The organism is Streptomyces venezuelae (assembly GCF_008642315.1).
GTDB lineage: Bacteria > Actinomycetota > Actinomycetes > Streptomycetales > Streptomycetaceae > Streptomyces > Streptomyces venezuelae_D.
The window spans coordinates 8,137,789-8,150,300 of the sequence record NZ_CP029192.1; the positions used below are offsets into that span (position 1 = coordinate 8,137,789).

General features: G+C 68.8%; 16 protein-coding genes and 1 pseudogene. 7 read left to right on the top strand and 10 right to left on the bottom strand.

The features are described 5' to 3' along the window. Window positions 1-121 precede the first annotated feature (121 nt). From DEJ48_RS35965 to DEJ48_RS35985, 5 genes are all read right to left on the bottom strand, one after another. Window positions 122-442 carry an STAS domain-containing protein gene (locus DEJ48_RS35965; RefSeq protein WP_150220295.1) on the bottom strand — a complete coding sequence of 107 codons (321 nt, stop codon included), beginning with the start codon at window positions 440-442 and terminating at the stop codon, window positions 122-124. Between the two features lie 63 nt (window positions 443-505). Next, entirely contained in the window at window positions 506-829 is a 324-nt protein-coding gene (locus tag DEJ48_RS35970; RefSeq protein ID WP_150220296.1) for a hypothetical protein, read from the bottom strand. A gap of 205 nt (window positions 830-1,034) precedes the next feature. After that, on the bottom strand, window positions 1,035-1,538 hold the full coding sequence (locus DEJ48_RS35975; RefSeq protein ID WP_150220297.1) for a hypothetical protein: 504 nt from the start codon (window positions 1,536-1,538) through the stop codon (window positions 1,035-1,037). Between the two features lie 139 nt (window positions 1,539-1,677). Then, on the bottom strand, window positions 1,678-2,349 hold the full coding sequence (locus tag DEJ48_RS35980) for a hypothetical protein (protein WP_223832320.1): 672 nt from the start codon (window positions 2,347-2,349) through the stop codon (window positions 1,678-1,680). 251 nt (window positions 2,350-2,600) lie between these two features. After that, complete coding sequence (locus tag DEJ48_RS35985) at window positions 2,601-3,212, bottom strand: TetR/AcrR family transcriptional regulator (RefSeq protein ID WP_150220298.1); 612 nt, start codon at window positions 3,210-3,212, stop codon at window positions 2,601-2,603. A gap of 55 nt (window positions 3,213-3,267) precedes the next feature. On the opposite strand from DEJ48_RS35985, the gene DEJ48_RS35990 reads away from it, so the two are divergent. After that, entirely contained in the window at window positions 3,268-3,681 is a 414-nt protein-coding gene (locus DEJ48_RS35990) for a VOC family protein (protein WP_223832321.1), read from the top strand. Between the two features lie 36 nt (window positions 3,682-3,717). On the opposite strand, the gene DEJ48_RS35995 is transcribed toward DEJ48_RS35990, so the two are convergent. Beyond that, on the bottom strand, window positions 3,718-4,650 hold the full coding sequence (locus DEJ48_RS35995) for a LysR family transcriptional regulator (protein ID WP_150220300.1): 933 nt from the start codon (window positions 4,648-4,650) through the stop codon (window positions 3,718-3,720). 70 nt (window positions 4,651-4,720) lie between these two features. On the opposite strand from DEJ48_RS35995, the gene DEJ48_RS36000 reads away from it, so the two are divergent. Then, complete coding sequence (locus tag DEJ48_RS36000; RefSeq protein WP_150220301.1) at window positions 4,721-5,608, top strand: SDR family NAD(P)-dependent oxidoreductase; 888 nt, start codon at window positions 4,721-4,723, stop codon at window positions 5,606-5,608. A 74-nt stretch (window positions 5,609-5,682) separates the two neighbouring features. Continuing rightward, complete coding sequence (locus tag DEJ48_RS36005) at window positions 5,683-6,612, top strand: SDR family NAD(P)-dependent oxidoreductase (protein WP_150220302.1); 930 nt, start codon at window positions 5,683-5,685, stop codon at window positions 6,610-6,612. Window positions 6,613-6,627: 15 nt separating this feature from the next. On the opposite strand, the gene DEJ48_RS36010 is transcribed toward DEJ48_RS36005, so the two are convergent. Further along, window positions 6,628-6,948, bottom strand: coding sequence for an EthD family reductase (locus tag DEJ48_RS36010; protein WP_223832322.1), 321 nt, complete (start codon window positions 6,946-6,948; stop codon window positions 6,628-6,630). 78 nt (window positions 6,949-7,026) lie between these two features. Here DEJ48_RS36010 and DEJ48_RS36015 point away from each other — a divergent pair, with 78 nt between their 5' ends. Together DEJ48_RS36015 and DEJ48_RS36020 are read left to right on the top strand one after the other, a co-directional pair. After that, window positions 7,027-7,650 (top strand): TetR/AcrR family transcriptional regulator, encoded by a 624-nt coding sequence (locus DEJ48_RS36015; RefSeq protein ID WP_150220304.1) that lies wholly within the window; start codon window positions 7,027-7,029, stop codon window positions 7,648-7,650. Window positions 7,651-7,723: 73 nt separating this feature from the next. Beyond that, window positions 7,724-8,017: a winged helix-turn-helix transcriptional regulator gene (locus tag DEJ48_RS36020; RefSeq protein WP_223832555.1), complete on the top strand. Its 294-nt coding sequence runs from the start codon at window positions 7,724-7,726 to the stop codon at window positions 8,015-8,017. A gap of 9 nt (window positions 8,018-8,026) precedes the next feature. On the opposite strand, the gene DEJ48_RS36025 is transcribed toward DEJ48_RS36020, so the two are convergent. Continuing rightward, a complete protein-coding gene (locus DEJ48_RS36025; protein WP_317850959.1) occupies window positions 8,027-8,554 on the bottom strand; it encodes a nuclear transport factor 2 family protein in 528 nt (175 codons plus the stop codon). Between the two features lie 65 nt (window positions 8,555-8,619). Beyond that, window positions 8,620-9,234 carry a TetR/AcrR family transcriptional regulator gene (locus DEJ48_RS36030; RefSeq protein WP_150220307.1) on the bottom strand — a complete coding sequence of 205 codons (615 nt, stop codon included), beginning with the start codon at window positions 9,232-9,234 and terminating at the stop codon, window positions 8,620-8,622. On the opposite strand from DEJ48_RS36030, the pseudogene DEJ48_RS40565 reads away from it, so the two are divergent. Together DEJ48_RS40565 and DEJ48_RS40980 are read left to right on the top strand one after the other, a co-directional pair. Beyond that, window positions 9,201-9,335, top strand: a pseudogene (locus DEJ48_RS40565) (DNA-binding protein); the annotation flags it as partial. The gene DEJ48_RS36030 and the pseudogene DEJ48_RS40565 sit on opposite strands and share 34 nt — an antisense overlap. A 979-nt stretch (window positions 9,336-10,314) precedes the next feature. Continuing rightward, window positions 10,315-10,713: a hypothetical protein gene (locus DEJ48_RS40980; protein WP_317850945.1), complete on the top strand. Its 399-nt coding sequence runs from the start codon at window positions 10,315-10,317 to the stop codon at window positions 10,711-10,713. 167 nt (window positions 10,714-10,880) lie between these two features. Here DEJ48_RS40980 and DEJ48_RS36045 read toward each other — a convergent pair whose 3' ends face one another. Next, window positions 10,881-12,404: an aldehyde dehydrogenase family protein gene (locus DEJ48_RS36045; RefSeq protein WP_150220308.1), complete on the bottom strand. Its 1,524-nt coding sequence runs from the start codon at window positions 12,402-12,404 to the stop codon at window positions 10,881-10,883. Window positions 12,405-12,512 lie beyond the last annotated feature (108 nt).

The window sequence follows — 12,512 nt, forward strand, 5'->3', positions numbered from 1 at the left end:
GGGGGCCGCAAAAAGCTGTCCAGGCTCCCGCGGCCCCTGAACGCTGCGGTAGGGCCTGGGCGGGGACATTCGTGCGTGGTGCCCTGATGTCATGCACCGATGGGCCCCCTGGCAACGCGGCTCAAAAGGGCGGGGCGGCCAGGAGAGAGTCGGCTCCTGTGCGGTGAAGGGCGTCACGGACCGGTTCGCTGGCAGCGGTCACGGTAAGGCTGCCCCCGGCACGGCCCGCGGCGTGCGAGATGCCGAGCAGGGTGTACGGGCTCCCGTTGTCGCAGGTGGTGATGGCGGCCAGGTCCAGCAGGAGGCGCCGGTGGTCCTTCTCGATCGCCAGGACGGTGATGTCGCAGAGCTTGGCGATGTTGGTGACATCTAGCTCTCCCGACAACTCCAGTCTCAGGAAGGCTGCGTCGGAGGGGGAGAGGCACCGGCTCGCCCCGCTCATCGAGCTCGTCGCGCCGCAGGCCCTGCGTCCTGCCCAGCTGCGCGACGTGCAGGCCCGCGTCGTTCAAGGGGCGCAGGCCCGGCTGGCGCCGCGTCCGCCCGCCGCGCAATGGCCGACCAGCAGACGGTCCCCGTCGGTCAGTTCCCGCGAGCGGGCCGTCAGCTCATGCAGCAGCAGATAGAGGCCGAACGGGGTGTGCAGCTCGTCTCGCGCCGTGACCTCCTCGGGCTTGGCCGGGATGCTGATCCAGTCCGGGATCTCCGACAGCGCGAGGTCCATGGAGGCGCGTCGCCCGTGACGGGGCTTGACCAGGCCGACGATGGCCGTCCCCGGCCCGCCTGTGTACCCGTCCGCACGATGGTGCACCGCCGGGGTCTTCAAGATCACGTCCGGGTTCTCGCCTGTCATCGCGGCCAACAGCACCGCGCCGGGCCGCTGTCTCGGCGATCGTCAGGTGCAGGGCTGAGACGAACTCCACCACCGAACCCAGCCTGCTCACCCAGGTACAGGGGCGGGGAGCGGGACTGGTGGCCGACGGACAGGGCGCGGACATCCGCGGGACATCGGCGAAGTGGTCGTCCCAGTCGAGCAGTTACAGCCGCCGCGCCACCGTTTCGTTGCCCCGGGCGATGTCCTCCCCGCTCCGAAAGCACCGCAGCAGGTCGCGGTTGCCGCGGATACGCGCCGCCGCCACACGGAGGTCCGCGCGGGAGGCTTCCGCTATCCGCTTCAGCTCCGTACGGCTGCAGCTGTGTCGCCCCTCGCCCCGGATCTGCTTCGGTAGTGGGCCCGCCAACCGGGCGGACACGGCATCGCTGACCCCGTCGGCCACGGCCAGCAACTGCCGCAGCTGGCTGAGGTCGACGCGAATACTGTCGATGTGCTTGCGGCTCTCGTGGAAGCCGTCGATGTGGGCGGCCGTCAGATGCGCCAGCCGCGTCGGCGGCCAGGTCAACGTCGTCAGGTAGCGGTCCAGCCGCACCACCGCCTTGTAGACGTGGCCCACCGAGTGCAGCGACGTCTGCCCGGCCCCCGGCGCGGTCCGCTTCACGAACGCGGCCACCAGCGCATCGCGCAGCTCTGGCGCCATACCCAACGGGCGAAGTCGAAGTCCCGCCGCTCCTGACCGTCCTGACTGAAGCAGTGCACCACCAGCGCCCCGTCCCGCTCGATCAACAGGCCACGGTGCGTCCTCGGTCCCTGACCGGGCAGCGATGCCTTGCGCCCGCGCGGGCTCACCGCACACCAGCCAGTGGATCGGTCCGCACCCGAGAGTGCCCGGTGAACACCTCCGCCATGAACATCTCGATGGCGAACCCGTCCGCGTGGGCCAGCAGCATCTCGACGTCCAGCGTCCGAAACGGCTCGAGGTAGACCGCCTTGGTCGTCTCGACCCTCAGATGTCCGAGCATCGTCTGCACCAAGTGCCAGGTATCACCGAACTGTTCCCGGAAGTCCTGCCGCTGCACCACCGTGAGATGCCCAAGCCGACACGCATGCACCAGCCTGCCGATCGCGTACCACCTCAACGCGCACGAGTGGCGCAGCATATGGGCGGTACAGGTGAACCCGGCCGACCCGAGCATCGCGATGCGCTCGTTCGCGACATCGAAGGTGTGCTCCCAGCCTCGCCCGTCGCGCGGCAGCCCGTCCTCGTTCAGCCACAGAGCCACCGGCTCCAGCCCCAGGGGCGTGCGTCGTAGCAGACGCAGCCGGGTCCGCGGACCGATGTCGTTCCACCGCCGACGCTCGACGCCGCCGTGCGCCCCCTCCAGGATCACAGACCCCGTTCCGCGGACCGCCAGTACCATTCGCGCCCCGCTGAGCCGCTCATAGCGGCCGGCCGCCTGGGCGCGGCGCACCGCGGCGGCCCGGGCGCCCTCCACGTATGACAGCAGCTCCTTCATCGCCGCGCGGGGAGTCCAGTACGGCGGACGCGACGGCTCAGTCGCAGTCCGTCGGCCCTTAGCGCTGTTGGCCTGACTTCATTGCCAGAACGACTGGTTTGGATGTGTGGGATCTCAACGGCCGTGTCTCGTAGCGATGCTGTGACCTGCGGCTTCAGGCTGTGTCTTACTCCGTGTCCCAGCGGATCAATCTCACGAACGTGGCCTTTCTCGGGCCTGGGGCTGCGCGCCAGAGTTCACCACTCAGGTGATTACGAATCGGCGTCTTGTCGCGTGATGGCCCGCGCCGTGCGGGCGGCCTTCTCCTCGGTGTCCGAGAGGGCCGCATCTCCCACACCGAACAGGCCCTGCCGCAGGAAAACCGCTAGGCCGTGCGCGGCAGCAGCGACCCTGAGCAGCAGGTCGAATGCGGTCTCAGGGGTGGAGGCGAGTTGTCGGGCCACCGGCAGTAGGAGGCGGGCCACCTCGTCGCCCGCCGTGGCCAGTTCGGCGAACCTGGACTTTTCGAGGCCGGCATTGAAGGTCACATCGAACAGAGCAGGTTCCTCGGCGGCGAATCTGACGTACGCCGCCGCGAAGGACGCCAGCTGTTCAGCGGGGTCCTCGATGCCGTTCACGGCCGTGGCGAAGCGATGACGTTGCTCGCGGTAGCCCTGTGTGGCGAGTTCCGCCAGCAGTGCGTCCCGGTCGGCGAAGTGCTTGTACGGCGCCGCAACGCTCACTCCGGCCCGGCGGCTCGCTTCGGCGAGGGTGAAGCCGTGCGGACCTCGCTCGCCGACCAGCTCCAAGGACGCCCGCAGGAGGGAGTTGCGCAGGTCGCCGTGATGGTGGCCGACGGGACGTCGAGAAGCGGGGGGAGCCATGCCCGATAGGTTAACATCGCTTACCAGGTAAATGGCATTAACCATGGAGGTCATCATGTCTGCTGCCCGGTTTCACCACGTCAGCCTCTCGGTCGCGGACCTTGCCGCGCAGGAATCTTGGTACGCCGACGCGTTCGGTCTCACGCAGGTGGAAGAGCGTTTGGAGATGCCCGAGGCGGGAGTCCGTACCGTCGTTCTGAGCGATGCGGCGGGCTTGCGGGTGGAGTTCGTCGAGCGGTCCGGCTCGCGCCCCGTCTCGCACGCCGATGCTTTTGCCGCCACCGCCGTGCAGACCTTCACTCATCTGGCACTTCAAGTCCCGGAACTCGACGACGCGTTCGCCCGCCTGACGCAGGACTGCGGGGCTACCGGGGTCTCCCAGCCCGCACCCGGCGCCAGTGAAGGCATGCGCTACGCGTACGTCGCTGACCCGGAGGGCAATCTGCTGGAGCTGATCGAGACGTCCTGAGTGGTGCAGGTCCGGCCCGGCATAGCACGGCACTGCTCAAGCAGTGGGATGGGGCATGTGGACGTCGAGTACCGTCGCGCGGAGGACGGCGGCCACACGTATCACGGACTGGGCCGGCGGGTCGGGCAGGCGGGCCAGGAGCAGGCGTCGCTGTTCTTGCGGGCCGCCGCGGACGGGGAGGACCCGCACGCCGGTGGGTACCGCGGAGACGAGTGAGGCGGGAAGCGTGGTCAGTCCGCACCCTGCGGCGACGAGGTGGAGTTTGGCCAGCCAGTCGCGGGCGGTGAAAGCGATCTCGGGGCGTTCGTCCAGACCTGGCCACACGCCCATCAGGCGGTCCTCTCCTGATGAGGACCCGGTGATCCAGCGCTGTCCCCGCAGGTCGGTCACGTCCACGTATGCGCCGCGGGCGAGGGGGTGCATGGCGGGCACCGCGAGAAGCAGCGGGCGTTCGGTGAGTGTCTGCAGTGCGAGTGGGGGCGACTCGGTGTCCGGCGCGCGGAACGGTGGCGCCGAGGCGAGCAGGGCCAGATCCAGGCTGCCCGCCCGGAGCGCACGGACCAGCGCCGGGGTGCCTCCCTCGCGGCCGACAACCTCGAGTCCGGGATCGCTTTCCCGCAGTGTGGCAAGGGCTCGGGGTACCAGCACGGCACCGGCACTAGGCACCCATCCCAGCCGGACCGTTCCGGTCTGCTCCGGCAGGCCCGACAGTTCCCTGGCGGTCGCGGCGATCTCATCGAGCACGACCGTCGCGCGGCGCATGACGACGCGGCCGGCGGGCGTGAGCCGAGCCCCGTCGCGCCGCCGCTCCAGCAGTTCGGTGCCTGCCGCGCGCTCGATCGCGGCGATCTGTCGCGAGACCGCGGACTGGGTGTAGCCGAGCGACGCGGCGGCCGCGGTGAAGGTTCCCTGTTCGGCCACGGCCCGCAGGACGCGCAACGCAGTCAGTGACACATCCGTGAAGTCCATGATGTTTACGCATGCTAGCTGTTCCAAACTTTCGTTGGACTCATGGATGACGGATTCCTAGCGTGGGGGCATGACCACTTCACGCATCGCCCTCGTCACGGGCGCCAACCAGGGGCTCGGCCGGGCCTTCGCCGAGGGGCTGGCGGCCCGCATGCATCCGCAGGACCTGGTCCTGCTCACCGGCCGCAGCCAGCAGCGGGTGGCGGACGCCGCCCGGGACATCGCCCAGCTGCCCGCCACCCGGGCCCGGGTCGAGGGCCTGGTCCTGGATGTCACGGACACCGACGCCATCGCCCGTCTCGCCGAGGACCTGCGGGTCCGCCACGGAGGGGTGGACGTCGTCATCTCCAACGCGGTCGCCCGGTTGCTCCCCGAGCAGTCACAGTCTGAGCGGGCCGATGAGTTCATCGACGTCTCCAACACCGCCACGCACGCGATGCTGCGCTCCTTCGGCCCGGTACTGCGTCCCGGAGGCCGCCTGCTCATCGTGGCCAGCAGCCTGGGGACGCTGGGCCACCTCGACGGCCGCCTGCACCACCTGTTCGACGGCGCGAGCCTGGACCAGGTCGAGTACGCCGTGGAGTCGTGGCGCAGCGCCATCCACCACAAGACCGCGCAGGAGGCCGGCTGGCCGCTGTGGCTGAACGTGCCCTCGAAGGTGGCCCAGGTCGCCGCCGTGCGCGCCGTCGCCGCCGAACGCCGCGCCAGGGACCTGGCAGACGGCACGCTCGTCGCCGCCGTCTGCCCCGGCATGGTCGACACAGCGACCTCGCGCCCGTGGTTCAGCGACTACAGCCAGGCCCAGTCACCCGCCCGGGCCGCTGAGGCCGTCCTCGATCTGGTCGTCGCCGAGCACATCGCCCCGGAGCTCTACGGCGAGCTGGTGCGCTTCGGCAAGGTCCTGCCCTGGCACGACGGCACGCCACCGGTCGAGCAGGACGCGTTGCTCGTGCCCTGACCGCACCGGCTTCCGCCCGCCCGCAGCGCCCCTGGCCGCTTCACCATCCAGCCCTTTCAACAAGGAGCCCCCTCATGAGTGCCCTCACCACCCCGTTCGGTTCTGCCAGCACCGCTGGCGAGGTCGTGTCAGGTATCGATCTCTCCGGCCGCCGCGCGGTCGTCACCGGCGCCTCCTCCGGCATCGGGGCGGAGACGGCCCGCGCCCTGGCGGCCACCGGCGCGGCCGTCACCCTCGCCGTGCGGGACGTGGCGGCGGGCGAACGCGTCGCCAAGGACATCACCGGATCGACCGGCAACCAGGACGTGCGGGCCATGCACCTCGACCTGGCCGACCCCGCGTCCATCACGGCCTTCACCACCGCCTGGCAGGGCCCGCTGCACGTCCTGGTGAACAACGCGGGCGTCATGGCCTGCCCCGAGCAGTACACCGAGCAGGGCTGGGAATGGCAGTTCGCCACCAACCACCTCGGCCATTTCGCCCTCGCCACCGGCCTGCACAGCGCGCTGGCCGCCGACGGCAATGCCCGCATCGTCGTGGTGAGTTCCACCGGCCACCAGCAGTCACCGGTCGTGTGGGACGACGTCAACTTCGCCTTCCGCCCCTACGACCCGTGGCTGGCCTACGGACAGTCCAAGACGGCCAACGTCCTGTTCGCGGTGGAGGCGACCCGACGCTGGGCCGGCGACAACATCACCGCCAACGCCCTGATGCCGGGCGCCATCTACACCAACCTGCAGCGGCATACCGGCGGCCGGGGCAGCGGCCGCGTCCCCGCCGAGCTGATCAAGCCCGTGGAACAGGGCGCCGCCACGTCAGCGCTCCTGGCCACCTCGCCGCTGCTCGACGGCATCGGCGGACGCTACTTCGTCGACTGCAACGAGACCGAGATCGTCGACCGACGCTCCGGCACCCTGCACGGCGTCGCCCGCTACGCCGTCGACCCGGCGGGCGCGCGGCGCCTGTGGGACCTGTCGCAAGACCTGATCACCGGCGCCGCGTGATCGAGGCGTCTCCCGTCAGACCAGCTGCACCTGCCGGTCCAGGACCGTCGAGTGGATACCGGTGGACGCCTCCCGCATATAGGCCCCGCGCAGCTCGTGTGCCCGCTGGTACTCCGGTGTCGCGAGCGCCTCGCGCATCGCGGACTGCGAGTCGAAGCTGATCCGCACGATCGCGTCGATGGGTTCTTCCGCGCCGTCGCTCACCGCGTCGGTGAGGTAGTACTGCACGTACTCCCTCACCTGGGGCAGCGCCGCGTAGGTCGGTCCGTATTCGTGCTCCATGAAGCGGCGGAAGTCCTCCGTGGAGACCTCGGGCCGCTTGCGGATCACTGTCATGAGCGTGAGCATCGCCGTATCCACCTTCCTGAACACCTGTTCATTGAAGCCTACAGTGAACAGGTGTTCAATGGGGTGGTGAGCAGATCCCGAGAAGGAGCCAACGCCAGAGCTCGCCGCGATCTGCGCGGCGAGCTCGTCGCAGCCGCGGTGGAGATGCTGGCGCAACCGCAGCCCGTCGCCGTGCCGTCCCTGCGCTCGATCGCGCGGGCCTGCCAGGTCGCCCCGTCCGCGGTCTACTGGCACTTCCCCTCGGAGGCAGACCTGCGCTCGGCCGTGCTCGACACCGAGTACACCTCCTTGATCTGCACGGTCGAAGCGGCGCTGGACAGCGCACCCGACGACACCGACCGGCTGGTCGTCGCAGGCGACGCCTACATCACCTGGGCGCTGGAGCACCCCGGCGCGTATCAGCTGCTCTTCGAGAGCGACGACGAGCTTCCGGCCACCCGCGCCGAACACGGGCTCCGCCTGCAGCAGCGCATCGTGGAACTCGCCCGCCGCGTCGACCCGCAGGTCCCCTTCGCCGCGGCGCTCCTGCTGTGGTCGGCCTGGCACGGTGTCGTCTCCCTGCGCCTGCACAAGACCGAGTGGGACTGGGGGATGACACCCCACGAGGCCAACCGGCGGCTGGTGGCCGCTCTGACGACTGTCCACTCCTCACAGGAAGCCCCTACCGGGAACGGTTCCCCAGCGCCATGACCCTGACTCTCGCCCCACCGCCTCACCGGCCTCGACGTGCTCCATCAGCCGTGTCGAGCACACCCTGGGGATCCTGCGCGGCCGATGGAAACTGCTGATCATCCATCACCTGTTGATCCGCCAGCCGCGCCGCTTCTCCGACCTCGAGCGGGCCATCCCGGAGGTGACGCAGAAGATGCTCGTCCAGCAGCTGCGCGCGCTGGAGAGCGACGGCGTCGTGCGCCGCTTCGTCTACGACGAGGTGCCGCCCCATGCGGAGTACCAACTGACCTCCGTCGGAGCGGAGTTGGCAACGGCGCTCTATGCCCTGCATGACTGGGCGGAACGGTCGTGCAGCGCCGCCTCCGGGGCTGGGGAGGCGGCCTGACGCGCCCCGTCACACCGTGGCGAAGGTGCCCATCCAGATGATCTCCAGGGTGCGGTGGGCGATGCGCCACCCCTCCGCACGCCGCTCCAGCCGGTCGACGAGGAAGCCCGTCTGAATGAGATTCCAGCCCTGTCCGTCGGTGTCGCCCTTGTGCGTGTGCAGGTGCTGGGTACGGGTAACCGTGCGGTCACCATCGATGTCGACAGTGGAAAACCCCTGGAAATGCTGCCACTTGAGCAGCCCGCTCATCGATCCGTCGGGTCGCGCATCACCTCGACGAGGTCCCTGAAGGGGATGTCCTTCAGGTGCGCGCCGCCGGCCGCCGAGTAGTCGACGCGCCGCGGGTGCGAACACCGAGTCCCACTGCTCCAGGACGTCGTTGTCGCCGTTTTCGTGCAGGTCCTGGCCGAGGCCGTAGCGCACCATCAGGTCCTGGATCTCGACGCGGTCCTCCAGGTACTGAAGGCGCTGCTCAAGGGAGTGTCCGGCGTTCTGCCGCGTTGCGTTGTACGGTATGACCGCGCCGTACGGCGGTATGACTTGTCACTGGAAGTACTGACAAAAAAGTGCGTATAGGCATGAGAGACCCCTCACACGTCTGGTCACTGCCGATCCTGAGCACCGGTCCGCAACAGGGACAGCGTCGTGTCGAGAGCCGCCTCGAGGTGTGCGATGCCGCCGGTAGCCATCAGGATGGTCACCCCGCCCTGCACTACGGCGACGAGTGCGGCCGCCGTCCGGTCGGCGTCCAGCCGGCGGTCGATCTCGCCGGCCTCCTGCATGGCCAGGATGCCCTCGCGCAGGGCCGCCTGCCACGTGCTGATCAACTGGCCCGTCAGCTGTTGCGCGGCTGGAGTGGTGCGGCCCAGTTCGGTGATCAGCACCCCCAGCGGGCAGTTGACGCCCTGCTGCTCATAACGCCGCAGCACCGCGTCGCGCCAGTCCCGCCAGGCCGACCATGTGCGGAGGTCGGAGAGGTGGGGCTCCTGGTCCTCCAGGACGCGGTCTGCCTCGCGGACGGCCACCGCGAGGAGCAGCTCCTCCTTCCCGCCGGGGAAGTAGTGGAAGATCTGGCTCTTGCTGGTCGCGGTGCGGGCACGGATGCCGTCGAGGGTCGCACCGGCGGCTCCCCGCTCGCGGATCTCCTCAGCCGCGCCCTCGACGATGCGCCGCCGGGTCTCCCGCGTTCTACCGAATGCGCACTCGCGGACAAGCACCCCACATGATCAAGTTGCCCAATGGTGAACTCCGGTGCCGTCGCGCAGACCTGGACGCCAGGTGGGATGCGTGTGAGAGAGATTTTGACACTTGGCGATAAGTTACAACGTCCGCTGCTGGGACATACGCGAGCGCCCTGACCGGCGGGCGCCGTTTACGGTCCGGTGGACGGTCGATGGGCGCGAAAAATCCGAGTCATTCATGACCTTCGGGCTCGCCGACAGCAGGCGCTCGAAACTGATGACGGCGGCGCGCGAAGGCGAGCCTTTTGATGTGCTCACGGGTTTGCCGGCGTCCGAGCTACGAGCTATCAAGCAGCGGACGACGTGGTACGACCTTGTCCACGAATACCTTGACCAACGGTGAGAGCGTACGCCCGGGAACACCCGTCGCACTCTGGCCGACGCATTCGCCGCCATCACGCCTGCCCTGGTGCACCCTGGCGCGACCTATCCGGAGCCGCGGGTCCTGCGGCGCGCCTTGTACTCGTGGGCCTTCAACAAGAACGCATGGGCCAAAGGGCCGAACGAGGAGTGGCGGAAGGCCCTGGACTGGATAAAGCGCAACTCCCTGCCCGTTGGTGCCCTCGCGGAGGCCGATGTCCTGCGACGGGCGCTGGACGCCCTGTGCCGCAAGTTGGACGGCAAGGCGGCTGCAGCCAAGACAGCGCGGCGCAAGAGGGCTGCGTTCAGTGAAGTGCTCAACACCGCAGTGGAGAAAGGTTACTTCGGAGATAACCCCCTCAATGGGCTCAGGTGGAACGCTCCGCCCGTCAACGAGGAGGTGGACCCGGCTGCTGTCCCCAATCCGGCCCAGGTCGCCCGGCTGCTTGCGGCGGTGGCTCACCAGCGAGGACGCGGTCCTCACCTGGAGGCGTTCTTCGGATGCATGTACTACGCGGCCATGCGGCCCGCAGAGGTCATCCACCTCCGGCTCGACCCGTGTCACCTCCCCAAAACTGGGTGGGGGATGCTCTACCTTTCGGGCGGCGTCATCACAGCAGGCAAGGACTGGACGGGCGACGGCGCGGTGCACGAGTGCACTCGCTCAAGCGCCGCGCGGCTACCGCGACCCGACCTGTGCCGATCCCGCCGCAGTTCGTGCGCATCCTGCGTGCGCACATCGGCCGGTTCGGCGTGGCGCCGGACGGGCGGATGTTCCGGAACCAGGCCGGCAACTACGTGGACGCAGCCGCGTACGGCACCACCTGGGCGCGGGCGCGGAAATGCGTCTTGACCCGCACGGAACGCGCCTCCGGGTTGGCCGAGCGGCCCTACGATCTTCGGCACGCCGGGATCTCGTTCTGGCTGTACTCCGGTGTGGACCCGGCTGAATGCGCCCGCCGTGCGGGCCAGAGCATCGAGGTCCTCTTCCGCCACTACGCCAAGTTCCTGGACGGCGTCCGGGAGCAGGCCAACCGCCTCATCGAGCAGTCGATGGAGGAGTGGGACCGCGTTAGCAGGGGGGTGGCGAGTTAGGGCTGAGTCGGGTTTTGGTCCGTGACTGGTCCGGAACAGCTGGTCAGAAGGGGGACAGCGGTGGGAGAAAGTGGGAGGTACAACGTAAACCAGGCCCTGTGCTGAGCGGGCCGCATGGAAGGCGCCTGACGGGCAAAAGCCCAGGTCAGGCGCCTATTTTTGTACCCCTAGAAGAAGCCGAGCTTCTTCGCCGAGTACGACACCAGAAGGTTCTTCGTCTGCTGGTAGTGCTCAAGCATCATCTTGTGGGTCTCGCGGCCGATGCCCGACTGCTTGTACCCGCCGAACGCCGCATGCGCCGGATACGCGTGGTAGCAGTTCGTCCAGACGCGGCCCGCCTGGATCGCGCGGCCCGCCCGGTACGCCGTGTTGATGTCACGCGTCCACACACCGGCCCCCAGGCCGTACAGCGTGTCGTTGGCGATCTTGATGGCGTCGTCGAAGTCGTTGAACGACGCGACCGAGACCACGGGGCCGAAGATCTCCTCCTGGAAGATCCGCATGCGGTTGTCACCCTCGAAGATCGTCGGCTGCACGTAGTACCCGCCGGCCAGCTCGCCGTCGTACTCCACTCGCTGACCACCGGTCAGCACCTTGGCGCCCTCCTGCTGGCCGATGTCCAGGTAGGAGAGGATCTTCTCCAGCTGGTCGTTGGACGCCTGCGCGCCGATCATGGTGTCGGTGTCGAGCGGATGCCCGGCCTTGATCTGCTCGGTGCGCGCGACGGCCGCTTCGAGGAACTCGCTGTACTGTCCGCGCTGTACCAGCGCGCGCGACGGGCAGGTGCACACCTCCCCCTGGTTGAGCGCGAACATGGTGAAGCCTTCGAGCGCCTTGTCCCGGAAGTCGTCATTCGCGGACCACACGTCGTCGAAGAAGATGTTCGGCGACTTGCCGCCCAGCTCCAACGTCACCGGCTTGATGTTCTCGGAGGCGTACTGCATGATCAACCGCCCCGTCGTGGTCTCCCCGGTGAAGGCGACCTTGGCGACGCGCGGACTGGACGCCAGCGGCTTGCCCGCCTCGACGCCGAACCCGTTGACGATGTTGACGACCCCGGCCGGCAGCAGATCGGCGACCAGGCTCATCCAGTAGTGGATGGACGCCGGGGTCTGCTCGGCGGGCTTGAGGACCACGGCGTTGCCCGCGGCGAGCGCGGGCGCCAGCTTCCACGTGGCCATGAGGATCGGGAAGTTCCACGGAATGATCTGCGCGACGACACCGAGCGGCTCATGGAAGTGGTACGCGATGGTGTCCTCGTCGACCTCGCTCAGCGACCCCTCCTGCGCGCGGATGACACCCGCGAAGTACCGGAAGTGGTCGATCGCGAGCGGGATGTCGGCGGCCAGCGTCTCGCGGACCGGCTTGCCGTTCTCCCAGCTCTCGGCCACCGCCAGCTGTTCGAGGTTCGCCTCCATCCGGTCGGCGATCTTCAGGAGTACGTCCGCCCGCCCGGTGGCCGACGTACGTCCCCACGCGGGCGCCGCCGCGTGCGCCGCGTCGAGGGCGCGCTCGACGTCCTCCGCGGTGCCCCGCGCCACCTCGGTGAAGGTCCGGCCGTTGACCGGGCTCGGGTTCTCGAAGTACTGACCACGGGCGGGCGCCACATACTCTCCGCCGATGAAGTGGTCGTAGCGCGACTGGTAGGAGACGATCGCGCCCTCGGTGCCGGGCGCTGCGTAACGGGTCATCTTTGGCTGGCCTCCCGGGGAAGGCTGCCCGCCGTTGGGCAGCTCTCGTCCGGAGGCTAGGAGCGCCGACGTTGCATCGACGTTGCGCTCCGGGACGCCGCGCTCTGG

Coding starts and splice junctions, on each gene's coding strand:
- DEJ48_RS36000 (WP_150220301.1), top strand. CDS start 4,721: ATGACCACTTCACGCATCGCCCTCGTCACGGGCGCCAACCAGGGGCTC.
- DEJ48_RS35985 (WP_150220298.1), bottom strand. CDS start 3,212: ATGGCTCCCCCCGCTTCTCGACGTCCCGTCGGCCACCATCACGGCGAC.
- DEJ48_RS35990 (WP_223832321.1), top strand. CDS start 3,268: ATGTCTGCTGCCCGGTTTCACCACGTCAGCCTCTCGGTCGCGGACCTT.
- DEJ48_RS36010 (WP_223832322.1), bottom strand. CDS start 6,948: ATGACAGTGATCCGCAAGCGGCCCGAGGTCTCCACGGAGGACTTCCGC.
- DEJ48_RS35995 (WP_150220300.1), bottom strand. CDS start 4,650: ATGGACTTCACGGATGTGTCACTGACTGCGTTGCGCGTCCTGCGGGCC.
- DEJ48_RS36005 (WP_150220302.1), top strand. CDS start 5,683: ATGAGTGCCCTCACCACCCCGTTCGGTTCTGCCAGCACCGCTGGCGAG.
- DEJ48_RS36045 (WP_150220308.1), bottom strand. CDS start 12,404: ATGACCCGTTACGCAGCGCCCGGCACCGAGGGCGCGATCGTCTCCTAC.
- DEJ48_RS35980 (WP_223832320.1), bottom strand. CDS start 2,349: ATGAAGGAGCTGCTGTCATACGTGGAGGGCGCCCGGGCCGCCGCGGTG.
- DEJ48_RS35965 (WP_150220295.1), bottom strand. CDS start 442: ATGAGCGGGGCGAGCCGGTGCCTCTCCCCCTCCGACGCAGCCTTCCTG.